This is a genomic window from Streptomyces sp. NPDC059010 (assembly GCF_042740355.1).
In the GTDB taxonomy this organism is placed as follows: Bacteria; Actinomycetota; Actinomycetes; order Streptomycetales; family Streptomycetaceae; genus Streptomyces.
In genome coordinates, this window is record NZ_JBHYJA010000017.1 from 1 (window position 1) to 26,392 (window position 26,392).

Here is a 26,392-nt window from a genome sequence, read left to right on the forward strand (position 1 = left end):
GTTCCCCGCGCCCCTGAAGGTGCGTCCACTGCACGCCCTCAAGGGGCGCGGGGAACTGCGCGACCAGCCACACATCACCCGCAGCCGCCGACGCACCGCCCGCCCCGAGTTCTCAGGCGCACGGTCTCACCCTCACCGCGCAAGCTCCGACTCGGCAATCGTCCTCAGCCGCGCCCCACCCCCACGCGACTGTCTCGCCTGCTCCAGCCGCAGCCGCGCCGAACGCCCCCTCAACGTCAGGGTCATCAGCTGGTTGCCGAACCACGGGCCGCCCGTGCGGCGCCAGTCGACCGGCGGCCGTGGACAGCCCCCGTGCCCCGCGAACCGCCGCCCGAGCATCCGGGCGAACCCGCTCCAGCCGAAACGGAAGCCGAGCCGGATCGCCAGGTGGATGGCGTTGTGCACGGGCGAGCAGGTCAGCTGGAAGACGCGGGCGTCGGGCCCTTCGCCGGCCGGCCAGGTCGGCTCGGCCACGTACGCGTGATGCACGTCGCCGGACAGCACACACACCGTCGCCGGCGCCTCCGCCCCCGAACCGGCCTCCGCGATCAGCTCCGCCAGTGCGTCGAAGGACGACGGGAACGCCGCCCAGTGCTCCAGATCGGCCCGCCGCCGCAGATCCTCCCCGAACCGCGCCCAGCGCTCCCCGCGCTCGCCCCGGCACAGGGCGGCGTTCCACGCCTCGGCGTCATGCACCAGGTGGGGCAGCAGCCACGGCAGGGACGTACCGATGAGGAGGTGGTCGTAGGAACCGCGTGTGTCGAGCGCCTGTTCGCGCAGCCAGCGTTCCGCTCCCGGGTCGAGCATCGAGCGCGCGCCCTCGTCGAGCACCCGGGCCGCCCGGGTGTCCACCATCAGCAGCCGTACCCGGCCGAAGTCGCGGCGGTAGCTCCAGCGGACGGAGGCGGGTTCGGCGTCCGCCTCGCAGGCGAAGGAGCGCAACAGGTCGGTGCCGTCGGGGGTTTCGCGTACGGCGGCGTAGAGCGGGTCGGCGGCCAGCTCGCCCGGCGTGAGATTGCCCAGGTGCTGGTGCACCCAGTACGACATCAGCCCGCTCAGCAGCCGCTCCCGCCACCACGGGGTCGCCCGCATGTCGGCGAGCCAGGCGGCGGAGGTGTTCCAGTCGTCGATGACGTCGTGGTCGTCGAAGATCATGCAACTGGGCACGGTGGACAGCAGCCAGCGCACCTCGGGGTCGAGCCAGGACTCGTAGTAGAGGCGGGTGTACTCCTCGTAGTCCGCGACCTCGTAGCCCGGGGGGTCGCTCAGATCGCGCCGGGCGGCCAGCCAGCGCCGGGTCGCCTTGGAGGTCTCGTCGGCGTACACCTGGTCGCCGAGGAGCACCAGTACGTCCGGCCGCTCGCCGTCGGGGTCGGCCGCGATCCGGGCGGCCAGTGTGTCCAGCGCGTCCGGGCCGACCGGGTCCTGCTCACCGGCCGGCGGCGCGGCCCAGCGGCAGGAGCCGAAGGCGAGGCGGACGGGGTCGCCGGCGCTCGGGGTGCGGATGACGGAGGGCGGGAACCGGGAGTCGGGGAGCGGCCACACCCGTGTGCCGTCGAGGAGGACCTCGTACGACTGGGAGGTGCCCGGTGTGAGGCCGGTCACCGGAATCAGGGCGTAGTGATGCCCGGCGATCTGGAAGGTGCGGGACTCGCCCCGGGCGCCGTCGGCGCCGCGCACCTCGGCCGTGCACGGACGGCTCGCCTCGACCCAGACGGTCGCGGACGAGCCGTCGGCGTATCTCAGCAGTGGACCAAGCCGCAGTTCGGCCACGTGATCGCCCTCCTCCGTCGCCCCGTACGGTACGGAACGACGGAGGGGAACGGGGAGGTTCCGCAGATCACGGTTTGCCGAACTCCGTCAGCCCACCGTGCGGCACACCGTCAGTGCTCTGTTCAGCAGCTCGCGAGGTAGTTCGTGAGGGCGGACTTCTCCGCCGAGTCGACCGAGAGGCCGTAGTAGTACTTCACCTGCACCCAGGCGCGCACGTAGGTGCAGCGGTAGGCGGTGCGCGAGGGCATCCACTGGGCCGGGTCCTGGTCGCCCTTGGCCTGGTTGACGTTGTCGGTGACCGCGATGAGCTGCGGGCGGGTCAGGTCGTTGGCGAAGGACTGGCGCCGGGCCGTGGTCCAGCTGTCGGCGCCGGAGTCCCAGGCCTCGGCCAGCGGGACCAGGTGGTCGATGTCCAGGTCGGAGGCGGCGGTCCAGGTGGCGCCGTCGTACACGGAGTACCAGCTGCCGCTTACGGCGGCGCAGGAGGAGTCCTGGACGACGTCCGTGCCGTCGCGCTTGAGGACGACCTCGCGGGTGTTGCAGGAGCCGGACTGGGTGATCCAGTGCGGGAAGAGGTCGCGGTCGTAGCCGGTGCGGTCCTCGGTGGCCACGGTGAGCTGGGCCAGGTAGCCGCGGGCGGTCGCGGCGCTGACGGGGGTGGGGAGCGCGGCGGAGGCGGTGGGGGCGTTGAAGAGCGCGACGGAGGCTATGAGGCCGCTGAGGGCCGCGAGTATGCTGACCCGTCGACGCGCGTAGAACTTCGACATGCGAACTCCCTTGGGAGGTGGGGGTGTTGGCGTGCGAGCGAGGGAATGCTCGCCGCGCCGTGTTGCGGGGAGGTGTGCGTGCGGTAAGAAATTAGTGACGCGTGCATGACATGACAAGGTTTACGGCGGAACGATCTCGTATCATGGGGGACGCAGAAGGGGAGTAGCTCTTCGCCGGACCGTCGACATACTGCTCAGCTCGTCTGAGCCGGCGCCCGGAGGCGGACCTCGGTCACGTGGTCGGCCAGCGAGACCTTCGGCAAGCAGTGCACGCCCGTGTCGTACGGCACGGGTGCCGTGTGTGCTGCCGTGCCGAGGTGTCGCAGCGCAGTGACAATGCTCTCGGTGGGGTGGCCCGACCGATTGAGGAACCTTGATCAGCTTCACCGTGACGGCCGTCGTCTTCGGCGTCGTCTTCCTCGCCGAACTTCCCGACAAGACCGCGCTCGCCGGACTCGTCCTCGGTACGCGCTACCGCGCCTCCTATGTCTTCGCCGGTGTCGCCGCCGCGTTCGCCGTGCATGTCGCGCTGGCCGTGGCGGCCGGCAGTGTGCTCACGCTGCTGCCGCAGCAGATCGTGCAGGCGCTGACCGGCGTGCTCTTCCTGGGGGGCGCCGCCGTGCTGCTCATGACGAAGGGCGGGGCCGATGATGACGCGGCGATCCGCAAGCCGGAGAACCAGTCCTTCTGGAAGGTGTCCGGCGCCGGGTTCATGCTCATCCTGGTCGCCGAGTTCGGGGATCTGACGCAGATCATGACCGCGAATCTCGCGGCGCGCTACGACGACCCGCTGTCGGTCGGGATCGGTGCGGTGCTGGCGCTGTGGTCCGTCGCGGCGATCGGGATCCTCGGTGGCAAGGCGCTGATGCGGCGGGTGCCGTTGAAGCTGATCACCAAGGTGGCGGCGATGGTGATGCTGGCGCTGGGGCTGTGGAGCCTCTGGGAGGCGATCGCCGGCTGAGGCGACGGGGTCGGGCCGGGCCCGAGCTGAACTGTCGGTGAACGGTTTCTGGAGACGGTGGCGCGAACCGGGATCTATTTTGTACCGTGGGGGAACAAAGTGGTTCCCGCCCGTTTTCCCTGACCGGCGGGCGGGGCCACCTTGTCCCTCCGGGGGCCACCCCTGTTCCCCCGGGCCCCTCGCCTTGGAGCTGCCGATGTCGGCCACCGCCGCGCCCACCGGGTCCACCGTCCTCACCGCTCGTGCCCTTCTCCTCGACATGGACGGCACGCTCGTCAACTCCGACGCCGTGGTGGAACGGATCTGGCGCCACTGGTCCCAGCAGCACGGGCTGGATGCCGACGAGGTGATGAAGGTCGTGCACGGGCGCCAGGGGTACGCCTCGATGGCGCTGTTGCTGCCCGACCGGCCGATGGAGCAGAACCACGCGGACAACGCGCGCATGCTCGCCCTGGAGACGGCGGATGTGGAGGGCGTCGTACCGATTCCGGGGGCGCCGGAGTTTCTGGCGTCGCTGCGGGACTTGCCGCATGCGCTGGTGACGTCCGCGGATGTCGCGCTCGCCACCGCTCGGATGGGGGCGGCCGGGCTGGGGATGCCGGATGTGCGGGTGACCGCGGAGTCGGTGGGGGCGAGCAAGCCCGACCCGGAGGGCTTCCTGAAGGGGGCCGCCGAGCTGGGGGTCGCGCCGGGGGACTGCGTGGTGTTCGAGGACTCGGCGGCGGGGATCGAGGCGGGGCGCGCCGCGGGGATGCGGGTGGTGGGGGTTGGGCCGCGGGCCCGGTTCCACGGGCCGGATGTGGTGGTGGCCGATCTGCGGCAGGTTCGGGTGGAGGCGGTTGCCGGTGGGGGGATTCGGGTGATTGTCGCCTGAGAGCTCGGGGCTTGCGGTGTGATGGCGGCCGCGGGTGGTTCGTGGTCGCTCGCGCAGTTCCCCGCGCCCCTTGAGGGCGTGCGGTGGACGCACCTTCAGGGGTGCGGGGAACTGCGTGACCAGCCACACATCACCCGCGGCCGCCATCGATCCCAAAGTCCCGAGTCCTTGGGCGAACCGCTACGGATCCGTCGTCTCCGACTCCAGATGCTCCCTGGTCTCCGGGTCGTACTCCCCGTACTCCTCCCGCTGGATGCCGCGCGCCCACTGGTATCTGGCCACCGCGTCCTCGACGCCCTCGTTGTAGCTGCCCTTGGCCTCCCTCGTGTAGAGGCCGAGCTGGGTCAGGCGTAGTTCGAGTTCCGTGACCTCGGGGCCGCGGTCGCCGCGGCTGAGGGTCGCGGGTGTGGTTTCCCGTGCGGCGTCGGACTCCTCCTGGGAGGCGGTGGCCTCGGGAGTGGTGGGGGTCGTCGTCGGTGCCGTCGAGGGGGAGGACGTGGGGGACGCGCTCGACCTCGACGGGGACGGGGACGCGCTCTCCGTGGGAGACGGGGGTGCGGCGGGTGGCGCCGGCTGTGCCGCCCCTCCCGTCGGTGACGGCTGCTCAGAGGCCTCGCTGGTCGACGGGGCAGGGACCCTCGGTCGTACCTCTCTCGGGAGGGCCTTGTCCCGTGACGGCGCCTCGTACGTGAACACGCCGCTGGCCAGGCCCGCCGCCGCCACTACGGCAACGAGGCCTCCGCCCACGCCGAGCAGTACCGTGCGGCGGTGCCGGCGGGCGGTCGTCCCGGCCGGGGGTGCGTCGCTGTCGTCGTCGTAGGCCGCTGCTTCCGGTTCGAAAAGGATCAGGTCCTGGGCGCTCGGTGCGTGCGGTGCATCCTGTGCATCCTGTGCATCCTGTGCGTGCGGTGCGGCGGTCGGTGGTACGGCTCGGAGCTGCATCGTCCGGCCGTCGTCGGCGGCCGCGGTGTCGGCGGTGTCCCTCTCGCCGCCCTCCAGCTCCACGTATGGGCGTATCCGCAGCGGATCGAAGTCCTCCGCTGCTGCCGCCTCCGCCGTACGGGCGTCTCGCAGGGCCTCGGACACGCGTGGGCCGCAGCCGCACGACGGGGTGTTGTCGGCCGTTCTCGGCGCTCCGCACTCCGGGCACTGGCGGCCATGCGGGTGCCCTGGGTCGTCCGGACCCGGCGCTCCCGTCGTTCCCCTCGGCTCGCTCACGTGTTCGTCCCTCCCCTCGTGAACTCCCCAGGTTATGCAGACGTTCCTCACGCGGCCTCCCCAACCCCCGGAATAACCAATTCCAAAGGGACTCGACAGGCCATAACGGGGTGAAGCGATCACGATGGGAGGTGCATGGGAGGTGTAACGACAGTCTCGGGAGGTCTTCATGGGTGGGGATGCGCACGGTATGACGGGAAATGTGCGTGACGCGCAGCCCCCGAAGCGGGGAGTCGAGGCACGCGAGAACGTGCCCGGAAACGTCCTCGTCTCCATCGGCGCGCTGCTTCTCGGCATGCTGCTCGCCGCCCTCGACCAGACCATCGTCTCGACCGCGCTGCCGACCATCGTCAGCGACCTCGGCGGACTGGAGCATCTGTCCTGGGTCGTGACGGCCTATCTGCTGGCGTCCACCGCCGCGACCCCGCTGTGGGGCAAGCTCGGTGACCAGTACGGGCGCAAGCGGCTCTTCCAGATCGCCATCGTGATCTTCCTCGTCGGCTCCACGCTGTGCGGCATGGCGCAGAACATGGCGCAGCTCATCGCCTTCCGGGCCGTTCAGGGACTCGGGGGCGGCGGGCTCATGGTGCTGTCCATGGCGATCGTCGGGGACATCGTGCCGCCCCGTGAACGCGGGCGCTATCAGGGGCTGTTCGGGGCCGTGTTCGGGGCGAGCAGTGTGCTGGGGCCGTTGCTCGGCGGGGTGTTCACGGAGCATCTGAGCTGGCGGTGGGTGTTCTACGTCAACCTTCCCGTCGGGGTCGTCGCGCTCGCCGTCATCGCCGCCGTGCTGCGGATTCCACGGCGGTCGACCGCGCATGTCATCGACTACCTCGGTACGTTCCTCATCGCCTCCGTCGCGACCTGCCTGGTGCTGGTGGCGTCCCTCGGGGGGACCACCTGGGGCTGGGGGTCGGTGCAGATCGTCGGGCTGGCCCTGCTCGGGGTCGTGCTCGCCGTCGCGTTCGTGTCCGTGGAGCGGCAGGCCGCCGAGCCTGTTCTTCCGCTGAAGCTGTTCCGGGTGCGAACCTTCTCGCTGTCGGCCGTCATCAGCTTCATCGTCGGGTTCGCCATGTTCGGCGCGATGACCTATCTGCCGACGTTTCTGCAGATCGTGCAGGGGGTCAGCCCGACCATGTCCGGGGTGCACATGCTGCCGATGGTGGTCGGCATGCTGCTGTCGTCCACCGGGTCAGGGCAGATCGTGAGCCGTACCGGGCGCTGGAAGGTGTTCCCGATCGCCGGGACCGGGGTCACCGTGCTGGGGCTGCTGTTGCTCCATCAGCTGGAGGTGGACAGCTCCACGTGGGAGATGAGCATCTTCTTCTTCGTGTTCGGGCTGGGGCTCGGGCTGGTCATGCAGGTGCTCGTGCTGATCGTGCAGAACGCCGTGTCGTACGAAGATCTCGGCGTCGCCACCTCCGGGGCGACGTTCTTCCGGTCGATCGGGGCGTCGTTCGGTGTCGCCGTCTTCGGGACGGTGTTCGCGGGCCGGCTCGACGACAAGCTCGCGGACGCCTTCGAGGGGGTGCGGCTGCCGGCCGGGGTCTCGCTGGAGGGGCTGGAGGCGGATCCCCGGGGCATCGCGGAGTTGCCGGCCGGGTTGCGGCCGGAGGCGCTGGAGGCGTACGCGTCGTCGATCACCGACATGTTTCTGTACGCCGCTCCCGTCGCTCTGGCCGGGTTCGTGCTGGCCTGGTTCCTGCGGGAGGACAAGCTGCGGGGATCGGTGCGGGCGCCTGACGTCACCGAGACGCTGGCCAGCAATCCGGTGGAGCGGTCGTCGTACGACGAGGTGTGCCGGGCGTTGTCGGTGCTCGGTACGCGCGAGGGGCGGCGGGAGGTGTACCGGGAGATCACGGAGCGGGCCGGGTACGACCTGTTGCCGGCGGCCAGTTGGCTGTTGCTGCGGATCAAGAAGTACGGGTGGGTGGAGCCGGCGGTGCTGGCCGAGCGGAGTGCTGTGCCGTTGCCGGTGATTCTCGACGCCTCCCGGGAGGTGGAGGGGCGGGGGCTGGCCGTGCGGGAGGGGCTCGATCTTGTGCTGACCGAGCGGGGGCGGGAGGTTGCCGGGCGGCTGGCTCGGGTGCGGGAGGAGTCGTTGGCCGAGTTGCTGGGGGACTGGTGGGGGCCGCATCGGCCGACTGATCTGGTTCAGCTGGTCAAGGAGCTGAACGAGGAGCTGTGCGGGTCGTCTCGTGAGCAGCCGGGTGCCGCCGGCGGTTGAGGCGGGGATGCCTGCGGCGGCCCGTTGCTGTTCGGTGGGGGTTCGCGTAGCGCCTGCGGGTGGGGGGTGGGGTCGGGCGGAGAGGGTCTGTTTCTTGACGCCCGACACTGCGGGCGGACACCCCCCGGCACGTCCCCTTCCCGCCGTGCGCGACTGCGAGCCCGTCAGCGCAGGGGCTTGGTGAACCAGTGCTCTGCGTACGGGTCGTCGTTGTGGGGTGCCGTCTCCTCGTAGCCGAGGCGGGTGTACAGGGCCCGTGCCTCTTTCAGGTCGTGGCGGGTGTCCAGGATCAGGCGGGTGGCGCCGAGGGCTCGGGCCGTGGTCTCGGCGGCCTGGATGAGGAGTTGGCCTCCGCCCTTGCCGCGCAGGGACTCGTGGATGAACACCCGCTTGAGTTCGGCGGTTTCCGCGTCCAGGAGCCGTACCCCCGCCGTACCCGCCGGTTCTCCGTCGTGGCGTGCCACCAGCAACTCGCCCTTCGATGGCCGTAGTTCGTCCCAGGTGGTCGCGGCGATCTCGCGGTCCAGCTCGGCCGGGTCGGTGCGGTGGCCCTCGTGCAGGAGGTAGTAGCGGTCGCTGACCTCGGTGTAGTACGCCCGCCAGAGCGCTGTGGCGGCGGGGGAGTCGGGGGGTTCCGGGGCGACGGTCCAGGTCATGGTCGTCATTGTGGGCGGGGGAACCAGCGGGCAGGCAAGCGATTATGCGTGGGGCTCGCTGTTTCAGGGGCGCTCTCGGGGCAACTCGGGAGACATGTCCACAGGTGTGATCATTCTGATCGTGATGGTGGCGGTCGTCGTCGTGCTCGGCGCGGCCGTCCTGGTCCTGCGCGCTCGGGGTGCGCAGGGCAGCCGGGGTCTGAAGCGGCGCTTCGGGCCCGAATACGAGCGGGCCGTGGCCCGACACGACGGGGACGCCAAGGCCGCGGAGCGCGAGCTTGCCCAACGGGTCGAGCGGCACGGCGGCTTGCGCGAGCGGGCGCTGGAGCCGACCGACGTCGAGCGCTTCGAGGCGCGCTGGGTGGCGGCCCAGGAGCACTTCGTCGACGCGCCGCGCGAGGCCGTCGGCGAGGCGGACCGGCTGCTCGCCGACCTGGCGCAGGCCCGTGGGTTCCCGGACGGGGCGCAGTACGAGGAGCAGCTGTCCGCGCTGTCCGTGCACCACGCCGGTCATGTGCACGGCTACCGGCATGTGCACCGAGTCGCCCGCGCACCCGGGGACGGGGCCGGTACGGAGGAGATGCGGGAGGCCATGATCGAGGGCCGCGCGCTCTTCGAGGAACTGGTCGGGACGTCCAACAGGCGCCACGCGGGGAGGAGTTGACTCGGATGACGGACGGTACGGACGGTACGAAAGCTGTTCCGCTGCTTGCGCACGACGAGCGGGACAGGCTCGGACTCCAGGTGCAACAGGCCGTGTCGCGCTTCGTGGATCAACCGCGGGCCGCCGTGGAGGAGGCCGATCATGCGGTCGAGGACATCCTCGACCGCTTCACCGACGCCATGGCCCAGCGGCGCCGCACCCTGCGCACGTCCTGGCAGTCCGTCGACGAGGCCGCCGACACCGAGCAGCTCCGCCTCGCCCTGCGTGACTATCGCGAGCTGGCGGAGCGGCTGCTACGCCTCTGACCCACGCGCCCCGTCCGCCGTCCGGCGCCCCTGCCGCCACTCCCGTACGACCTTCTCGACGTCGTACGGCTTCTTGCCCAGGGGCGGTCCGGGCGGCGGCTTCAGCAGCATGTCGCGGATCTTGGTGTTGACGGCTGTGATGATCTTGCGGACCGCCCGCTCCGACGGAGCCGCGTAGGCCGCCTTGAGGGCGTCCTCCGCCTCCTTGCGCAGGGCAAGCGCCGGGGGCAGGACCGACAGGCCCTCGCGGGCCATCTTGCGCTTGATCCACCACAGTTCGTCGTACGGGGCTTCCAGATCGGTCGGCAGGGGTTCGCCCGTGCCTGGCAGGCTCTCGAAGTCGCCGCGCTCCTGTGCGTCGTGGATCTGCTTGTCCACCCAGGACTCGAACGGGACGCCGGGAGGCTTTCGCTCGGTCATGAGTTCATTGTGCCGGACGCGGTGGTGCCGGGCGATTTATCATGCGGCGTCGATGGCCAAACGGGCCGTCGTGCAAGACGTTTCAGGAGGAACGCACGTGCTCGAACTCACCATGGCCGTCGTGTCCGCGGCGGACGAGGGTGCCACGGCCGGCATGCTCATGGCCGACGCGCCCAGCGAGCCGGGTGCCGTGCTGCGGGTGGGCCGGGACAAGTCGGTGTGCCGGCTGGTGACACCGGACGACTGGCTGTTCGTCTCCCGGGTCCATCTGGAGTTCCTGTGCGGCCCGGACGGCGGGTGGCAGGTGACCTGGCTGCGGGGCTCGCAGCCCGACCCGTCCTCCGAGGTGCGGCTGACCGTGGGGCAGTACGCCCAGCCGATCGGCTACGGCGGGACGGTGCCGCTGCCCAGAGGCGGCAGCGGCGAGATCATCGTCCAGGACCGGACCGCCCCGCGCAGCGTCAACGTCGGCTTCTATCACGAGGCTTGAGACGCGGCGCTCGCCCGGCCCGCGTGACTCACAGCACGCGGGCCAGTGCGAAACCGTCCCAGCCCTTGCTGCCCACCGTCTGGATCGCCGTACCGCTCAACCTCGGGTGGCTGCCGATCAGTTCGATGGCGGCGCGGGTGCCCAGGACGTCCGGCGCGGTGCTGTCGGCGTCGGTGACCCGGCCGCCGCGCACCACGTTGTCGACGACGATGAGGCTGCCGGTGCTGGTGAGCCGGAGGGCCCAGTCGATGTAGTGCGGGTTGTTGACCTTGTCGGCGTCGATGAAGACCAGGTCGAAGGGGGCCGGGTTCTCGTCGGCCAGCTTGGGCAGCGACTCCAGGGCCGGGCCGACCCGCACCTCGACCACCTTGTCCAGGCCGGCCCGCGCGATGTTGCGGGTGGCCACCTCGGCGTACTTGGGGTTGTACTCCAGCGAGATCAGACGGCCGTCGGCGGGCAGGGCGCGGGCCAGCCAGATGGTGCTGTAGCCGCCGAGGGTGCCGATCTCCAGGATGTTCCGGGCGCCCTGGATCTCGGCGAGCAGCTGGAGGAACTTGCCCTGGGTCCCGGTGATGTTGATCATCGGGAGCTCCGCCGCCTCACTGTCGCGCAGGGCCGCCTGCAGGGCGTCGTCGTCAGGTGCGAGGTGGGTGGAGAAGTACTCGTCGACGTCGTCCCAGACCTGCGGCTCGCTCATCGCCTTACCTTTCGTATAGCTAGTTAGATGCGCTAACTACCCTTGTTCCCCGGCAACGACTCCCAGGATGGTGGATTCAGGCGATCGGCGCAGGTGGCTCGGGTGGGGCAGGGGGTGATTCCGGCCGCCGGGAGCGCCGTACGGCCAACGCGGCCGCCGCTGCCACGGCCAGGGCGAGCCCGCTGCTCACCGTCAGCAGCCAGGCCGGGATGCCGGCCACCGTGCGCAGCCGGTCCTGGTAGATCACCTGCTGGAAGGTGTCGTCGGCCGGTGCGCGGCGCAGTACGTGGTCGCCGGAGATGCGCTCCGGGTACGGGAACTCCTGGCCGATCGCCGTGAGGAACGGGGTGCCGCCGCCTGCCGACAGCGCTGCGAGTGGACCGGATTTCGCCTTCAGCCGTCCGGCGTAGGTGATCCGGGGGCGTTCGCCGCCTATCGGGGTCGCCGGTTCCATGCGGTGCGCGGCCAGGACGTACAGGCCCAGGGACTGCGGGGTGTCGGCCAGCCGGGACAGGCGCATCGGGTAGACCGGCTCGTCGGTACGGAACGTGAGGTGCAGGGGGTCCAGGGTGCCGGTGAGGGCCGTCGCCGTGGTGGCGGTGGTGGCGGTGGTGGATTGGGGGGTCAGTTTTACTGCCACGTACTCCCAGCGTTTTTGGACGTACGGGCGCAGGGCTCCGGGCAGGCCCTGGGGGAGGGCGAAGCCGTTGTCGTCCAGCCAGCGGTCCAGGGCGCCGGGGTCCGTGGCCGTCAGGCGGGCCACGTCGAAGGGGCCCAGGCGCTGTCGGCCGACGACGGCCACGGGGGGTTCGGCGCCGGGCCCGCGGCGGGGCGGGGCGCCTGCCATGCCGTCGCCGGTGACCAGGGGCCAGTCGCCGTCCTGGGGCCAGAAGTGGTGGCGTTCGCGGTGCACGGGGGCGGTGATGGCGTGCAGTGCGTCGAAGAGCTCGGGGTCGCCGAGGCGGACCGTCGCCCGGCTCGGCACCGGCATGATCCACGCGACGCGCTCGGCGTCGCCGCCGACCGTCAGCCGCATCACGATCTGCTCCCGCACCCCGTCCCAGCGGACCACGGACTCCTCACGGCCGACACTCACCCGCCGCTGGTCGCCGGGCACCATGGCCCCGCAGCCGCACGCCCACGCGGGCGCCGCGAGCTGGCCGAGCTGGAGCGCGAGCAACGCCAGGGCGACGGTGAGCGCCCCCCTCCGGGTTCCCTTGCGCCCCTTCCGCAGCGAATCCGCCATCGCGCGCAGCCCCTCCATTCCCGCGAGCCCCTTCACCGTGCCGACGCCAGGGCTTCAGACGGTACGGCGGATGATCCGGTTCCGGGGGCCGCGTTCCGGGATGTGACCGATCCCGCGCCCGTCATGGCGGCCACCCCCCGGAGGCGAGCGGACCGGCCCCGGACTATCGTCATCCGGACAAAAGGAGAGCGGACGACAGGTGAACCGGGGGTTGCCTGCGTCTCTCCGGCGGGCGGTTCGGGCGCATAGGGTTCGAAAGGATTCCTGGCGCGTTGTGACGAGTGGGTCGAGGCGGGGCGGGAGGCCGACGAGGCGTGGCGAATGCGGAGCACGGTGGGCGATCGGCGGAAGCGCTGGGCGGAGCCACCGCCGTCGGCGCGGTCCGGGCACGCCTGCGGGTGACACTGCTGGGCCTCTGGACGGTCGTCGCGATCCTCGCCGTCCGGCAGGTGGCCGTCGTCCTCGGTACCCCGCGCGGGGAGCGGCTGACGGATCTGGAGACCTGGGTCGGGCCGGACGGCGTCCTGCATGTGAAGGGTTCGCTGTACGACTCCACGCAGTTCACCGGTACCCCGTTCGGCGGACTCGTCCTCAAGCCGCTGACCCGCGCCGCCGAGCAGGCCCTCGGCTGGGGCTGGACCTTCGGCACCCTGCTGCTCGTCGTCGCCCTCGGCCTGGTCGCCGCCCGCGCCCTGCCCCAGCCGGTCAGCCGGCGCACCTCGCTGCTCGCCGCGCCCGTCGCGATCAGCCTGCTGATGCTGTCGCTGCCGGTGCGCAACACCCTCTACCTCGGCCAGACCAGCATCATTCCGGTGCTGCTGGTCCTGCTCGGCTGCTTCGCCGTGCGCGGAGAGCGGGCCAGCGGCGTCCTCATCGGGCTCGCGGCCGCCCTCCAGCCGACGCTGCTGCTGTTCACCCCGCTGCTCTGGTTCACCGGCCGCCGCCGGGCCGCGCTCGCCACGGGGGCCACCTTCGCCGGGTCCACGGTGCTCGCCTGGGCGGCGATGCCGAGTGACTCGTACACCTACTGGGTGCACCACATGGCCGGCGTCGGCCTCGGCGGACGCGCCGACGACCTCGCCAACCAGTCCCTGCACGGCGCCCTGCTGCGGTTCGGGCTGACCGGCCCGCTGGAGATCGGTCTCTTCCTGCTCCTCGGCGCCGCCGTCGCCGTCCTCGCGCTGCGCCGCGCGGTGCGCTACGCCCACGACGGGCAACTCCTCCTCGCCGTCGCGATCACCGGCTGCGCGGCGATCGTCGTCTCCCCGACCGCCTGGCAGCACCAGCTGCTGTGGGTGCTGCTCGCGGTCGTCGGCCAGGTCGGCAAACGGGCCTCCGACCGGTACGTCTGGCCGATCGCCGTCGTCCTCATCATGACCCTGCCGGCGAAGATGATGGTGCCGGACAAGGCGCTCTTCCACCCCCTGCGCGCCGACCTCGTCCTGCTCGCCGCGCTCGCCACCGCGGCCGTCGTCCCGTTCCTGTCCCGCACCTCGCCGTACTGGCAGACGCCCGTCCCGACGCGGTACGCGGACCGGGTCCCGGCCCGGTTCCGGCACATCCCGCTGGTGCCGTTCCTGCGCCGGGTGATCAGCCGCCCCAACCTGCTCTTCGAGCTGCTGCTGATCCGGGTCACCTACTACGCCTACGCCCAGATCCGGCTCGCCGCGGCCGGCGGTTCCAACTCGGCCGGCCGGGCCACCGCCGAGCAGCACGGCGCGGAGATCCACTCCATCGAACGCGCCCTCGGCATCGACATCGAGCACTGGGCGAACCACGCGGTGGTGAAGGTCGACTGGCTCCGCGGCTTCTTCGACTTCTACTACGAGTCGTTCCACTTCGGCGTGCCGCTCACCATCCTCGCCGTCCTGTACTGGCGCCGCCCCGTCGACTACCGCTGGGCCCGCTCCGCGATCGGCTTCGCCACCGTCTTCGCCCTGATCGGCTTCTGGCTCTACCCGCTCGCCCCGCCCCGCCTGATGCCCGGCCTCGGCTTCATCGACACGGTCCACGGCACGCAGGACTTCACCCAGCCCGACTACGGCACCCTCACCGAACTCACCAACCAGTACGCGGCGATGCCGTCCCTGCACTTCGGCTGGTCCCTGTGGTGCGGCCTGGTCGTCCTCGTCCTCGCGCCCAGGTGGTGGATGAAGGCCCTGGGGCTGCTGCACCCCCTGTTCACCGTCACCGCGATCGTCGTCACCGGCAATCACTGGGTGCTGGACGCGGTCAGCGGCGCGGTCGTCGTGGGCGCCGGCTTCGGGATGACGTATCTGCTCCAGGGCCCGCGTGCCCGGGTGGTGACGGCCCAGGCGGAGAAGGACACGCGGGTCTCGCAGGTCTGCAAGGTCACGCCCTGAGCGGTGCCATGGCCCAGGTGGGTCAGTGCGGTGCGCTCTCGTCGGTCCGGCCGGTGTCGGGGACGGAGGCGGCGGGGCGGGTGAGCCGGGCGACCGCCCACAGGGCCACGCCGACCAGCAGCAGGATCCCGGCGATCCGGTACTGGTCGGAGGGGCGTCCGGAGGACCAGGGCAGGACCAGGTAGAGGCAGGCGATCGCCCCCACCACGGGCAGCACCCGGCCGGCCCGGAAGTGCGGGGTCGCGACCGTGTCCCGGCGCAGTACGAGGACCGCCACATGGACTCCCGTGAAGACCGTGAGCAGCAGCAGCGACGTCGTCCCGCCCAGCAGCGCCACGACCGGGCTGTCGGGGTTCAGTGAGACGAAGGTGATGAGACCGAAGGCGATGCAGGTGGTCAGCACGATCGCCGCCTGCGGAGTGCGCCGGACGGCGTGCACCTTGGCGAGGAACGGGGGAAGCACCCCCTGCTTGCCCATCCCGTACAGCAGACGGCTGGCCATCAGCATGTTGATCAGCGCGGAGTTGGCCACGGCGAACATGGAGATGAACGGCAGTACGTCGGAGACGGGGAAGTCGGGTGCGGCGGTCGTCACCACCGTGGCCAACGGGGTCTCGCTGGCGGCGAGCTTGCCGACGGGGACCACGGCGACGGCGCAGACGGACACCAGGACGTAGATCAGGCCGGTGATGCCCAGCCCGGTGAGCATCATGCGGGGAAAGACCCGCGCCGGATCCCTGGTCTCCTCCGCCATGTTGACCGAGTCCTCGAAGCCGACCATGGCGAAGAAGGCCAGCGACGTCGCCGTGCTCACCGCCAGGAACACGTTCTTGTCGGCGGCCGTCTCGAAGGCGACGACCCGGGAGAAGTCCGCGTTCCCGCCGGCGATGAAGTAGCCGCTGATCAGGATGACGAGGAGCAGACCCGTCAACTCCACGGCCGTCAGCACCACGTTGACCTTGAGGCTCTCGCTGACACCGCGGAGGTTGACGAGCAGCACCAGGCCCATGAAGCCGAGGGCGATCAGCAGGACGAGGCCGTTGCCCGCGTCGATCCCGAAGCCGGTGACCAGGTTGGCCGCGAAGGCCCGCGAGGCCGCCGACGCCGAGGTGATGCCGGAGCACATCACGGCGAAGCACACCAGGAAGGTCAGGAATTGCTTGCCGAACGCCTTGTGCACATAGAGGGCGGCGCCCGCGGCCTGCGGATACTTGGTGACCAGCTCCAGGTAGGAGCAGGCGGTGACCAGCGCGACGGCGAACGCCACGACGAACGGCAGCCATGCCGCGCCCCCGACCTCGCCCGCGACCTGCCCGGTCAGCGCGTAGATCCCGGTGCCGAGGATGTCCCCCACGATGAACAGCAACAACAGCCCCGGACCCATCACCCGCTTCAGCGCGGGCTCGTCGTCGGTGCTGGTCCCGGCCGAAGTCGGTACATCCGTAGGTGACATGGCGTACTCCCTACCCGAGGGAGTGGGTGGGAATTCAACTGAGCGGAAAGGATGCCGGAAAGGGGTCAGCAGTGATTCCCCGGCCTTGACGAAGGACCGTACTCCGAGCTGATCCGGTACTCGCCGGGGGCGGTGACCGTGAGCCGGGTGAACTCGCCCTGCGGGGTGAGACAGCCGCCGCCGTCGACATGCAGCCAGGGTGAGTGGGCGACGCGCACGGTGGCGGTCCCGGCCCGGGGCATGCGGACGACGACGTCGGCGCCGGACGCCGACACGATGCTCGCGGGCGCCGACACCAGCGGTACGGCGTCCCGCACCCGGAAGACCCGCCAGTGCGCGTCCTGCCACACGGGTTCCAGCCAGTCGGGCCGGTCCTCGCGTATGAGGCGGGCCTCTTCCCTGGCGGGCCCGTCGGGCCTGGCCGAGGGAAGGACGACGAACCCGACGGCCCAGCGGTCCAGCCACGCCCGGTAGGTGGCGGGGGAGAACGACCCGTCGTAGAACAGCCGGGCCCGCTCCATGTCGAGCTGCCGGTTCCAGCCGCGGGCCATGTTGATGTGCGGGGCCAGCCCGCTGGCCTCGCGGTGGTTGCGGGCCGGGACGACCTCGACGCGGGTGCGGTCGGCGCCGAGCCGCTCCAGGGTGCGGATCACTCCGTGCGGCTCGGCGGCCCAGGCGGGCACGGTCGTGGAGACACGCAGATCGCTGACGGTCTTCTTGCCGACCCAGCCGACGGAGAGGACCAGCGTGACGATGAGCAGGGTCCGGCGGAGCCTGCTCAGGCGCGGCCGGGCCAGCAGGACGGCCAGGAGGGCGGCGGGGGCGAACAGCTCGGCGAAGCGCTCGACGTTCGTGCCGACGGGGGAGGGGACGAGGTACGTCAGGACGGTCCCGGCCGCGTAGACGACACCGCTCCAGCGGGCGACGCGCCAGGTGCGGGGGGCGAGGGCGGTGACGGCGAGGCCGAGGAGGGCGGGCTGCCAGACCCGGTCGGCGAACATCGGCTGCTCGCCCTTGAAGGGGAACAGGAGCGTGGTCGCGCCGACGGTCAGCGCGGGCGGGAGGAGCAGGGCGAGGGCGCGAGGGAGATCGCGGGTGAGCAGGAAGGCGGCCCCCACGACCGCCACGAACAGCCCGGCCACGGGGCTGGCCATGGTCGCCAGCGCGGCGTACCCGGCGGCGAGGACGATCCGTCTGTCCCGGGTGAGCATCAGACAGGCGGCGAGCCCGAGGGCGACGCCGAGCGCGAAGGTGGTGCGGCCGGAGGCCACGTTGCACCACAGGGCGAGCGAGGCGAGCAGGGCGGGGCCGAGGGGTCTTCGCAGGCCCGCCCGTTCCATCAGCACGGCCGCCAGCCAGGAGGCGGCCAGACCGGAGACGACGGTGACGGTGCGGACGCCGAGCGCGGCCATCAGATACGGCGAGATCAGGCTGTAGTTGGCGGTGTGCGTACCGCCGTACCAGAAGAGGTTGTACGCCGACTCACCGTGCCGTGCCGCGAATCCGGCCCAGGCGTACTGGGCCGCGAGATCGCCGCCGCCGGTCGCCAGGACGGCCCACCAGATCGCGTAGAGCGGCACGGTGGGCACGACGGCCAGCAGCGGGATCCGGTGGCGGCTCCACACCGTGCGCAGGAGCCGCTTGCGGGCAGGGCCGGCCGGCTGCGTCGGCGGCCTGGTGCGGGTGAGTTGTTCGGCTGGGACGACCACGTGCTCGAAGACGTCGATCCGGGCCCGGACGTTCACCGGTGAGCGATCGTGAGGAATGGCCGGTGTGGCAGGGGCCGGGCAAGCGGCGGGAATGCGTGCGTTCGCGGTACGGGGGTGACCTCGCGCGACTACTCTGGGCTACCGATTGGACACAACAGGTCCCCGGGCGGGCCGAGTTGCAAGAGAGGGGCCCCTGCGTGACCCAGATCAACACCCTCGATCCGGGCGCCTCGCCACTGGACTACTTCGGCTTCGAGCTGCGCCGCTACCGCGAGGCCGCCGGGCTGACCCAGAAGCAGCTCGGGGGGATCGTGTACTGCACCGGTTCGCTGGTCGGGCAGATCGAGACGGCCCGGAAGCTGCCGACGCTCCCGTTCAGCGAGCGGGCGGATGTGGCGCTGGAGACGGGCGGCCTGCTGTCCCGGCTGTATGTGCTGGTGATGCGCAGTCAACTTCCGGCCTGGTTCCAGCAGGTGGCGGAGCTGGAGTCGCGGGCGACCGAGATCTGCATCTTTCAGACGCACATGGTGCACGGACTCCTGCAGACCAGGGAGTACGCGCGTGCCGTGCTCGGTGTGCTGGACGACACCAACCTCGACGACCGCACCGAGGTACGGCTCGCCCGTCAGCGCATCTTCGACAAGGGCGAACCGCCGGTCTTCTGGATGATCCTGAGCGAGGCGGCGCTGCACCAGGAGATCGGCGGTCGGGAGACGATGCGCGGCCAGCTGGAACGCCTGTTGTCCTTCCAGCGCAATCCGAGGATCAACGTCCAGGTGCTGCCGTTCACGGCCGGAGCGCACGCGGGGATGCAGGGCGCGTTCAACATCTACCGCGTCCCGGGCGAGCCGACGATCGTCTACACCGAGGGGTACGGCAGCGGACATCCCACCGCAGACCCGGACATCGTCAAGAATTGCGCGCTCCGATACGATCATCTTCAGGCCGCTGCTCTCTCCCTCAAGGACTCGGCGGAGTTGATCCGGCGTGTGATGGAGGAGCGTTATGGAGAGCATCGGCACTCCGGCGGGGATCCGGTGGCGTAAGTCCAGCCACAGCGCTGACGAGAGCGGTGACTGCGTGGAGATCGCCGAGGCGCCCGTCGTCGTCGCCATACGCGACTCGAAGAACTCGGCGGGCCCGATCCTCGCCTTCGGGCCCACCACCTTCACGGCGTTCGTGCGATGGGCTACAGCCGCTGAATGATCGTGCCGGTGGCCAGCCCGCCGCCCGCGCACATCGTCACCAGCGCGAACTCCTTGTCCACGCGCTCCAGTTCATGCAGTGCGGTCGTGATCAGCCGGGCCCCGGTGGCCCCCACCGGATGCCCGAGTGCGATCGCGCCGCCGTTCACGTTCACCTTCTCCAGGTCCTGCTCGAAGACCTGCGCCCAGCTCAGCACCACGGACGCGAACGCCTCGTTGATCTCCACGAGGTCGATGTCCTTCAGCGACATCCCGGCCTTGCCCAGCACCGCCTTCGTCGCGTCGATCGGGCCGTCGAGGTGGAAGTGCGGGTCGGCGCCCACCAGTGCCTGGGCCACGATCCGCGCCCTCGGCCGCAGCTTCAGCGCACGCGCCATCCGTTTCGACGCCCACATGACGGCCGCCGCGCCGTCGCTGATCTGCGAGGAGTTGCCCGCCGTATGGACGGCCGTCGGCATGATGGACTTCAGGCCCGCCAGTGCCTCCATGGATGTGTCGCGCAGGCCCTCGTCCTTGTCGACCAGCCGCCACATGCCCTGACCGGCGCGCTGCTCGTCCTCGGTGGTCGGGACCTGGACGGCGAACGTCTCCTTCTTGAACCGCTCCTCGGCCCAGGCGGCGGCGGCCCGCTCCTGTGAGAGCAGGCCGAGGGAGTCGACGTTCTCCCGCGTCAGCCCGCGGTGCCGGGCGATCCGCTCCGCCGCCTCGAACTGGTTGGGCAGGTCTACGTTCCACTCGTCGGGGAAGGGCTTGCCGGGCCCGTGCTTGGAGCCCGAGCCCAGCGGCACCCGGGACATCGCCTCGACACCGCAGCTGATCCCGACGTCGATGACGCCCGCCGCGATCATGTTGGCCGTCATGTGCGAGGCCTGCTGCGAGGAGCCGCACTGACAGTCGACGGTCGTCGCCGCCGTCTCGTACGGCAGGCCCATGGTGAGCCAGGCCGTGCGCGCGGGGTTCATGGACTGCTCGCCGGCGTGGGTCACCGTGCCGCCGACGATCTGCTCCACACAGTCGGCGGGAATGCCGGTGCGGCCCAGGAGTTCGCGGTAGGTCTCGCCCAGGAGATAGGCGGGGTGGAGGTTGGCGAGCGCGCCGCCGCGCTTGCCGATGGGGGTGCGTACGGCTTCGACGATCACGGGTTCGGCAGCCATGGGTGCGGATCCTCTCCGAGGGCTCTGCGGAACTAGGCGGAACTAGTACGCGTTCTAGTTCTGTGTTGCAGTGTGCTGACGAAGGTTCAATCACTGCAAGGGGTGTGCGCGGAACTGGGACGTTCACGGCTATTGCCAGTTGTAGAACCCGTTACTACCGTCACGATGACCCTTTGCTGATGGACCGTCAGGAGCTGTCATGCCCTGTCCAGCGCTTCCCGACGGGTTCGACTTCACCGATCCCGATGTGCTGCACCACCGCGTACCCCTCCCGGAGTTCGCCGAGCTGCGCCGCGCCGAACCGGTCCGCTGGATCCCGCAGTCGGGCAACGTGGCCGGGTTCCAGGACGAGGGCTACTGGGCGGTGACCCGGCACGCGGACGTCAAGTACGTCTCGACGCACCCGGAGTTGTTCTCGTCCTCCCTCAACACCGCGATCATCCGCTTCAACGAACACATAGAGCGCGACGCGATAGACGCCCAGCGGCTGATCCTGCTCAACATGGACCCGCCCGAACACACCCGGGTCCGCCAGATCGTCCAGCGCGTGTTCACCCCGCGCGCCATCCGCGCCCTGGAGGAGCGGCTGCGGACGCGGGCCCTGACGATCGCCGCCAACGCCCGGGACCGCTCGGGCCCCTTCGACTTCGTCACCGAGGTCGCCTGCGAACTGCCCCTCCAGGCCATCGCCGAGCTCATCGGCATCCCGCAGGACGACCGGGCCAAGATCTTCGACTGGTCCAACAAGATGATCGCGTACGACGACCCCGAGTACGCCATCACCGAGGAGGTCGGCCAGGAGTCGGCCACCGAACTCATCGCCTACGCCATGAACATGGCCGCCGACCGGAAGGAGTGCCCGGCGAAGGACATCGTCAGCACCCTGGTGGCGGCGGAGGACGAAGGCAGCCTGCGCTCGGACGAGTTCGGGTTCTTCGTGCTGATGCTGGCGGTCGCGGGCAACGAGACGACCCGCAACGCCATCACCCACGGCATGCACGCCTTCCTCACCCACCCCGAGCAGTGGGAGCTGTACAAGAGGGAGCGCCCCGAGACGGCCGCCGAGGAGATCGTCCGCTGGGCGACCCCGGTGGTCTCCTTCCAGCGAACCGCCACACAGGACACAGAATTGGGCGGGAAGCGCATAAACAAGGGAGAACGGGTAGGCATCTTCTATGCCTCGGCTAATCACGATCCCGAGGTCTTTGAAAACCCGGACGCGTTCGACATCACCCGCGACCCCAACCCCCACCTCGGCTTCGGCGGTGGCGGCCCCCACTACTGCCTGGGCAAGTCCCTGGCGGTCCTGGAGATCGACCTCCTCTTCAATGCCGTGGCCGACGCGATGCCCGGCCTTCGACCGGCCGGAGACCCGCGCCGCCTGCGCTCGGCGTGGATCAACGGGGTGAAGGAGCTCCGGGTCGCCGCAGACTGACGTACGCCGCACGCCGCGGACCGGCGCGCGCGGCCGGCGTCGGTCCGTCCCGAGGGAGGCAGGAGCACCCCTATCCCTACGCCCCGTTCCTGCCTCCCCCGAGACGTCGGCGTGCGTACACGCAGCCGTACAAGCAGGCGTGCACGCACGAAGGCGGCGGCCCCGGGGATCGGGGGCCGCCGCCTTCAGTCCTGTCTGGCCGGGTCGGCTCAGTACCAGTTGTTGGCCTGCCAGAAGTTCCAGGCGCCGCACGGGCTGCCGTAGCGGTCCTTCATGTAGTCCAGGCCCCACTTGATCTGGGTGGCCGCGTTGGTCTTCCAGTCGGAACCGGCGGAGGCCATCTTGTTGCCCGGCAGGGCCTGGACGAGGCCGTAGGCGCCGGACGAGGCGTTGGTGGCGTTGACGTTCCAGTCGCTCTCGTGGTCGACGATGTTCGAGAAGCACTGGTACTGGGCCGAGTCCGCGATCATCTTCTTCGCGGTCGCCTGCGCCGAGGAGGTCGAGGTCGCGGCCTGCGCGGGGGCGGCGGCGAACAGCGTGCCGGCGGTGGCGGCGGCCAGAGCGGCACCGGCCAGGGCCTTCTTCGGGGCGGAGAGACGGCGGAAGAGGGAAACGGCGGACACAGTGAGCCTTTCATCGGGGACAGGGCGCCGCGGGCATGCCGGAACCACGCGATGCGAGGCGGGGGGCATGCATCGGCGCCGCGGCCCTGTGGGGCACGTCGGCGCCGTGCGACGTCATCCAGAGAAGCAGCCCGGGAAGGTGTCCGCAATGAGCCCTTTTGCTAGTTGTGGTCGTAAGCGGGAGGAAGGTCGTTTGTGTGACGTGGCTCTCAATGGGCAGGTCAGAGGCCATTTTGGCGTGAGCATGGCGTCTGATTTGTCCGACTAGGGTGGTTAGTAGGTGATCTGGCTCATGTGGGGTGCTTCACCGGGTACGTAACGGTCCGCGCGCGGAGCTTCACCGTGCGGGTGCGTCGAATGTGACCGGGCTCTCGAAGGCAGCCCGGCGCGTGGCCCGGCGCAGCGCCCTGAGGATCGCCGGGCCGAGGGTGAGTGTGAGGATCACGGTGACGACGGCCCTGCCGAGGTCCCAGCCGAGCGAGGTGGCCAGGCAGTACGCGACGAAGCGGGCGAGGTTGGCCAGGGGCCCGGCGTCCGGGTCGGGGGCGATGTTCGAGCCGTCCGCGAGCAGATACGGCCAGCCCTGCATGTTCATCACCGTGCCGTACGCGAACGCGGCGAGGAAGCCGTAGCCGGCCAGCAGGAGCAGCTCACCCCGGCCGCGCAGCCGGTCCGGGCCCGGCAGCAGCCCGGCGCCCATCGTGAACCAGCCCATCGACAGCATCTGGAACGGCATCCACGGGCCCACCCCGCCCGTGAGCAGGGCGGACGCGAACATCGTCACCGAGCCGAGCACAAACCCGAAGCCGGGGCCGAGGACCCGGCCGCTGAGCACCATCAGAAAGAACATCGGCTCGATCCCGGCCGTCCCGGCCCCCAGCGGACGCAGCGCGGCGCCGGTCGCCGCCAGCACGCCCAGCATCGCCACCGCCTTCGGGCCGAGCCCGGACTCGGCGATCGTCGCGGCGACGACGGCGACCAGCAGGAGCAGCAGGCAGGTGAACAGCCACGGGGCGTCCTGGGCATGCGCGCTGACCTGCGCGGCGGGCGGGGCGAGAAAGGGCCAGCCGATCGCCGCCACGCCGACCGCGCTGACGAGGAAGAGGGTGGCGACCGAGCGGGGTCCTAGGCGGACGGCTCGGGCTTGGGGAGTGGGGCGGGTCTGGGGAGTGGAGGGGGACTGGGGAGTGGGGGGGTCGGTCATGTGAGGGCCTCTCGGACTTCGGCGACCGTGAGCCACTTCTGGGGGGCCAGGATCTTGGCCACCTGCGGGGCGAAGGAGGGGGAGGCGACCACTACGTCCGCCGCCGGGCCGTCCGCGATCACCTCGCCGTCGGCGAGGAGTACGACCCGGTGGGCGAGCTCGGCGGCCAGCTCCACGTCGTGCGTGGCCAGGACGATGGAGTGGCCCTTGGCGGTGAGGCCGCGCAGCAGTGTGACCAGGCGGGCCTTCGCCGCGTAGTCGAGGCCTCGGGTCGGTTCGTCGAGGAGGAGCAGCCGAGGGCGGGCGGTCAGGACGATCGCCAGCGCGAGTGTCAGGCGCTGGCCCTCGGAGAGGTCGCGTGGGTGGGTGTCGTCGGGGATGTCCGGGAGCAGTTCGGAGACGAGGGTGCGGCAGGTGCCGGGCGCCGCGCCTGCGTCGGCGTCGGCGGTTGTGCACTCGGCGGCGACCGTGTCGGCGTAGAGGAGGTCGCGGGGTTCTTGCGGGACCAGGCCGACGGTTCCGCCGAGGGTGACCGAGCCGGCGGAGGGTTTGGTGAGGCCGACCAGGGTGTTGAGGAGGGTGGATTTTCCGGCGCCGTTGCGGCCCATGACGGCGATGGTTTCGCCGTGGGTGACGGTGAGGTCTACGTGGCGTAGGGCCTGGACGTGGTCGCGGGTGACGGCCAGGGCTCGTACTTCCGCTGCGTGGGGGGTGGTGGGGGTGGTGGGGGTGCGCCTGCGTCGGAACCATCGGCGGTTGGTGGTTTCTTCGCCCAATGGCTCGGGGGGTGTCGCGTGTTGGCGGGTGCGGGTTGTCCGTGGCTGGTCGCGCAGTTCCCCGCGCCCCTTAAGGGCGATTTCGTCCCGTGCCTCAAGTTGGTGCCGTAGCTCTGCTGCCTTCCGTCGCGCGTCTCGGATCGTCAGGGGCAGGGGTGACCAGCCGGCCAGGCGGCCCAGGGCCACGACCGGCGGGTACACCGGGGACACGGCCATGACCTCCGCCGGGGTGCCGAGTACGGGGGCCTCGCCGGGGGAGGGCAGGAGGACGACCTGGTCGGCGTAGTGGATGACTCGTTCCAGGCGGTGTTCGGCCAGCAGGACTGTCGTGCCCAGGTCGTGGACCAGGCGTTGGAGGACCGCGAGGACCTCTTCCGCGGCGGCCGGGTCCAGGGCCGAGGTCGGTTCGTCCAGGATCAGCACCTTGGGGTGCGGGGTGAGGACCGAGCCGATCGCGACGCGTTGCTGCTGGCCGCCGGAGAGGGTGGAGATGGGGCGGTCGCGGAGGTCGGTGAGGCCGAGGAGGTCGAGGGTCTCCTCGACGCGGCGGCGCATGACGTCGGGGGCGAGGCCCAGGGACTCCATGCCGTAGGCGAGTTCGTCCTCGACGGTGTCCGTGACGAAGTGGGAGAGCGGGTCCTGGCCCACCGTGCCCACCACGTCGGCGAGTTCGCGCGGCTTGTGGGTACGGGTGTCCCGGCCGGCGACCGTGACACGGCCGCGCAGGGTGCCGCCGGTGAAGTGCGGGACCAGGCCGCTGACCGCGCCGAGGACGGTGGACTTGCCGACGCCCGACGGGCCGACCAGCAGGACCAGTTCGCTTTCCGGGACCTCGAAGTCGACGCCCTGGACGGTGGGTTCGGTGGCGCCGTCGTACGTCACGGAGACGTTCTCGAAGCGGATCACGACGGCTCCTCGGGGGCGGCGGGAGGGCGGGATACGGGAGTGCGGGGTGCGGGGCTGACGAAGGCCGGGAGCAGGCCGAGGAGGACGGCTGCCGCGGGCCACAGGGGGAGGGTGGGGGCGACGAGGGGGACCACGCCGGGGTGCAGGGCCGCCGGGTCGCGGGTCGCGGCGAGGGTCAGCAGGGCGGCGACCGCGGCGCCGGAACCGGCGATCAGCCAGGCGCGGGCGTCCCAGCGGTCCGGGCGGTACCGGGTGCGCAGGGTGCGACGGCCGCCGAGGCGCAGGCCTGCCAGGGCGGCGGCGAGTCCGGCGAGGAGGACCGGGAGACCGTAGGTGCCGCCTTCGGCGGTCAGGAGGCCGTACGTTCCGGCGCAGACGCCGAGCAGGCCGCCGAGGGTGAGCGCGGTGGTCGTACGGCGGACTCGGGGCGGGACGTCGGCGGTACGGCCGTAGCCGCGGGCGTCCATCGCGGCGGCGAGGGCGACCGAGCGCTCCAGCGCGCCCTCCAGGACCGGGAGTCCCACGTGCAGGAGGCCCCGGATGCCGCGGTCGGGGCGGCCGCGCAGTCGGCGGGCGGCGCGCAGGCGTTGCACGTCGGCGATGAGGCTGGGGGCGTAGGTGAGGGCGACGACCACCGCGACACCCATCTCGTACAGGGCGCCGGGGAGGGACTTGAGGAGGCGGGCCGGGTTGGCGAGCGAGTTCGCGGCGCCCACGCAGATCAGGAGAGTGGCGAGTCGCAGCCCGTCGTAGAGGGCGTGGACCAGGGTCTCGGCGGTGACCCTGCCACCGAGGCGGATGCCCTGCGCCCAGTCGGGGAGGGGGACTTCGGGGAGGGTGACGATCACATGGGTGCCGGGGAGGGGAGAGCCCAGGACCACCGCGAAGAGGAGACGGATGAGGAGGACGGCCAGGGCGAGCTTGACGAAGGCGGAGTAGGAGCGGGCCCACGGCGCTTGGGGGCGGCAGGTCACCACCACGTAGGCCGACGTCGCTATGAGGAGGGCCAGGACGAGCGGATTGGTGGTGCGGGTGGCCGCGGTACCGAGGGCGAGGGACCAGAGCCACCAGGCGCCCGGGTGCACATCGCGGCCGCGGAGGTGTGCCTTACCGCGCGTGTTCGCCTGACTGAGCGCGCCCCGAAGGGGCGCGGGGCTGGATCGATCTGCGGCTCCGCCGCGGGGGGGGCGCCACCCCCAGGGTGCCCCGCCGGGCCCCCCGCCCCCCCCCGGCCCCCCCCCGGGCGCCCCTACGAGAGAGAGAGAC

24 protein-coding genes are annotated in these 26,392 nt (G+C 71.0%); 10 read left to right on the top strand and 14 right to left on the bottom strand.

The genetic code is table 11. The features are described 5' to 3' along the window. Positions 1 to 132 precede the first annotated feature (132 nt). Both ACFWYS_RS19735 and ACFWYS_RS19740 read right to left on the bottom strand, forming a co-directional pair. Positions 133 to 1,773, bottom strand: coding sequence for an alkaline phosphatase D family protein (locus ACFWYS_RS19735; RefSeq protein WP_384770196.1), 1,641 nt, complete (start codon positions 1,771 to 1,773; stop codon positions 133 to 135). 122 nt (positions 1,774 to 1,895) lie between these two features. Further along, entirely contained in the window at positions 1,896 to 2,540 is a 645-nt protein-coding gene (locus ACFWYS_RS19740) for an HNH endonuclease family protein (RefSeq protein ID WP_384770199.1), read from the bottom strand. 373 nt (positions 2,541 to 2,913) lie between these two features. Between ACFWYS_RS19740 and ACFWYS_RS19745 the strand changes: the two genes are divergently transcribed. Next, the gene (locus tag ACFWYS_RS19745) at positions 2,914 to 3,501 is read left to right on the top strand and encodes a TMEM165/GDT1 family protein (RefSeq protein WP_384770202.1); all 588 of its coding nucleotides are present in this window, start codon (positions 2,914 to 2,916) and stop codon (positions 3,499 to 3,501) included. Positions 3,502 to 3,697: 196 nt separating this feature from the next. Further along, positions 3,698 to 4,375, top strand: coding sequence for an HAD family hydrolase (locus ACFWYS_RS19750; protein ID WP_384770205.1), 678 nt, complete (start codon positions 3,698 to 3,700; stop codon positions 4,373 to 4,375). Between the two features lie 180 nt (positions 4,376 to 4,555). On the opposite strand, the gene ACFWYS_RS19755 is transcribed toward ACFWYS_RS19750, so the two are convergent. Further along, positions 4,556 to 5,461, bottom strand: a complete 906-nt coding sequence (locus ACFWYS_RS19755; RefSeq protein WP_384770207.1) for a peptidoglycan-binding domain-containing protein — start codon at positions 5,459 to 5,461, stop codon at positions 4,556 to 4,558. Positions 5,462 to 5,762: 301 nt separating this feature from the next. On the opposite strand from ACFWYS_RS19755, the gene ACFWYS_RS19760 reads away from it, so the two are divergent. Further along, entirely contained in the window at positions 5,763 to 7,820 is a 2,058-nt protein-coding gene (locus tag ACFWYS_RS19760) for a DHA2 family efflux MFS transporter permease subunit (RefSeq protein WP_384770210.1), read from the top strand. Between the two features lie 164 nt (positions 7,821 to 7,984). Here the strand turns inward: ACFWYS_RS19760 and ACFWYS_RS19765 are convergent, their stop codons facing one another. After that, the gene (locus tag ACFWYS_RS19765; RefSeq protein WP_384770212.1) at positions 7,985 to 8,476 is read right to left on the bottom strand and encodes a GNAT family N-acetyltransferase; all 492 of its coding nucleotides are present in this window, start codon (positions 8,474 to 8,476) and stop codon (positions 7,985 to 7,987) included. Between the two features lie 94 nt (positions 8,477 to 8,570). Here ACFWYS_RS19765 and ACFWYS_RS19770 point away from each other — a divergent pair, with 94 nt between their 5' ends. Further along, positions 8,571 to 9,140: a hypothetical protein gene (locus tag ACFWYS_RS19770; RefSeq protein ID WP_384770215.1), complete on the top strand. Its 570-nt coding sequence runs from the start codon at positions 8,571 to 8,573 to the stop codon at positions 9,138 to 9,140. 5 nt (positions 9,141 to 9,145) lie between these two features. Continuing rightward, positions 9,146 to 9,445: a hypothetical protein gene (locus tag ACFWYS_RS19775; RefSeq protein WP_384770218.1), complete on the top strand. Its 300-nt coding sequence runs from the start codon at positions 9,146 to 9,148 to the stop codon at positions 9,443 to 9,445. Here ACFWYS_RS19775 and ACFWYS_RS19780 read toward each other — a convergent pair. Continuing rightward, positions 9,434 to 9,865, bottom strand: a complete 432-nt coding sequence (locus ACFWYS_RS19780) for a DUF1992 domain-containing protein (protein WP_384770220.1) — start codon at positions 9,863 to 9,865, stop codon at positions 9,434 to 9,436. The two genes, ACFWYS_RS19775 and ACFWYS_RS19780, sit on opposite strands and share 12 nt — an antisense overlap. 97 nt (positions 9,866 to 9,962) lie before the next feature. On the opposite strand from ACFWYS_RS19780, the gene ACFWYS_RS19785 reads away from it, so the two are divergent. After that, complete coding sequence (locus ACFWYS_RS19785) at positions 9,963 to 10,355, top strand: FHA domain-containing protein (protein ID WP_384770223.1); 393 nt, start codon at positions 9,963 to 9,965, stop codon at positions 10,353 to 10,355. A gap of 28 nt (positions 10,356 to 10,383) precedes the next feature. On the opposite strand, the gene ACFWYS_RS19790 is transcribed toward ACFWYS_RS19785, so the two are convergent. Both ACFWYS_RS19790 and ACFWYS_RS19795 read right to left on the bottom strand, forming a co-directional pair. After that, entirely contained in the window at positions 10,384 to 11,052 is a 669-nt protein-coding gene (locus tag ACFWYS_RS19790) for an O-methyltransferase (RefSeq protein WP_384770226.1), read from the bottom strand. Between the two features lie 76 nt (positions 11,053 to 11,128). Next, the gene (locus tag ACFWYS_RS19795; protein WP_384770229.1) at positions 11,129 to 12,316 is read right to left on the bottom strand and encodes a DUF2330 domain-containing protein; all 1,188 of its coding nucleotides are present in this window, start codon (positions 12,314 to 12,316) and stop codon (positions 11,129 to 11,131) included. 296 nt (positions 12,317 to 12,612) lie between these two features. On the opposite strand from ACFWYS_RS19795, the gene ACFWYS_RS19800 reads away from it, so the two are divergent. Next, a complete protein-coding gene (locus ACFWYS_RS19800) occupies positions 12,613 to 14,661 on the top strand; it encodes a phosphatase PAP2 family protein (protein ID WP_384770232.1) in 2,049 nt (682 codons plus the stop codon). A gap of 22 nt (positions 14,662 to 14,683) precedes the next feature. Here ACFWYS_RS19800 and ACFWYS_RS19805 read toward each other — a convergent pair whose 3' ends face one another. Beyond that, positions 14,684 to 16,114 carry an APC family permease gene (locus ACFWYS_RS19805; RefSeq protein WP_384770235.1) on the bottom strand — a complete coding sequence of 477 codons (1,431 nt, stop codon included), beginning with the start codon at positions 16,112 to 16,114 and terminating at the stop codon, positions 14,684 to 14,686. Between the two features lie 65 nt (positions 16,115 to 16,179). Beyond that, positions 16,180 to 17,859 carry a hypothetical protein gene (locus tag ACFWYS_RS19810; RefSeq protein ID WP_384770238.1) on the bottom strand — a complete coding sequence of 560 codons (1,680 nt, stop codon included), beginning with the start codon at positions 17,857 to 17,859 and terminating at the stop codon, positions 16,180 to 16,182. 161 nt (positions 17,860 to 18,020) lie between these two features. Here ACFWYS_RS19810 and ACFWYS_RS19815 point away from each other — a divergent pair, with 161 nt between their 5' ends. Both ACFWYS_RS19815 and ACFWYS_RS19820 read left to right on the top strand, forming a co-directional pair. Then, complete coding sequence (locus tag ACFWYS_RS19815) at positions 18,021 to 18,869, top strand: helix-turn-helix domain-containing protein (protein WP_384770241.1); 849 nt, start codon at positions 18,021 to 18,023, stop codon at positions 18,867 to 18,869. Continuing rightward, positions 18,829 to 19,029 carry a DUF397 domain-containing protein gene (locus ACFWYS_RS19820; protein WP_384770244.1) on the top strand — a complete coding sequence of 67 codons (201 nt, stop codon included), beginning with the start codon at positions 18,829 to 18,831 and terminating at the stop codon, positions 19,027 to 19,029. Before ACFWYS_RS19815 ends, ACFWYS_RS19820 begins: the two co-directional genes overlap by 41 nt. Here ACFWYS_RS19820 and ACFWYS_RS19825 read toward each other — a convergent pair. Beyond that, a complete protein-coding gene (locus ACFWYS_RS19825; protein ID WP_384770248.1) occupies positions 19,013 to 20,182 on the bottom strand; it encodes a steroid 3-ketoacyl-CoA thiolase in 1,170 nt (389 codons plus the stop codon). The genes ACFWYS_RS19820 and ACFWYS_RS19825 overlap by 17 nt on opposite strands. A gap of 199 nt (positions 20,183 to 20,381) precedes the next feature. Between ACFWYS_RS19825 and ACFWYS_RS19830 the strand changes: the two genes are divergently transcribed. Next, on the top strand, positions 20,382 to 21,617 hold the full coding sequence (locus ACFWYS_RS19830) for a cytochrome P450 (protein WP_384770251.1): 1,236 nt from the start codon (positions 20,382 to 20,384) through the stop codon (positions 21,615 to 21,617). Positions 21,618 to 21,826: 209 nt separating this feature from the next. Here ACFWYS_RS19830 and ACFWYS_RS19835 read toward each other — a convergent pair whose 3' ends face one another. The 4 genes from ACFWYS_RS19835 to ACFWYS_RS19850 form a co-directional block, all read right to left on the bottom strand. Beyond that, entirely contained in the window at positions 21,827 to 22,240 is a 414-nt protein-coding gene (locus ACFWYS_RS19835) for a transglycosylase SLT domain-containing protein (protein WP_384770254.1), read from the bottom strand. Between the two features lie 337 nt (positions 22,241 to 22,577). Then, the gene (locus ACFWYS_RS19840; protein ID WP_384770257.1) at positions 22,578 to 23,444 is read right to left on the bottom strand and encodes an ECF transporter S component; all 867 of its coding nucleotides are present in this window, start codon (positions 23,442 to 23,444) and stop codon (positions 22,578 to 22,580) included. After that, the gene (locus ACFWYS_RS19845) at positions 23,441 to 25,126 is read right to left on the bottom strand and encodes an ABC transporter ATP-binding protein (protein ID WP_384770259.1); all 1,686 of its coding nucleotides are present in this window, start codon (positions 25,124 to 25,126) and stop codon (positions 23,441 to 23,443) included. The genes ACFWYS_RS19840 and ACFWYS_RS19845 overlap by 4 nt, the downstream gene beginning before the upstream one ends. Next, on the bottom strand, positions 25,123 to 26,211 hold the full coding sequence (locus ACFWYS_RS19850; protein ID WP_384770262.1) for an energy-coupling factor transporter transmembrane component T: 1,089 nt from the start codon (positions 26,209 to 26,211) through the stop codon (positions 25,123 to 25,125). Before ACFWYS_RS19850 ends, ACFWYS_RS19845 begins: the two co-directional genes overlap by 4 nt. Positions 26,212 to 26,392: the final 181 nt, after the last annotated feature.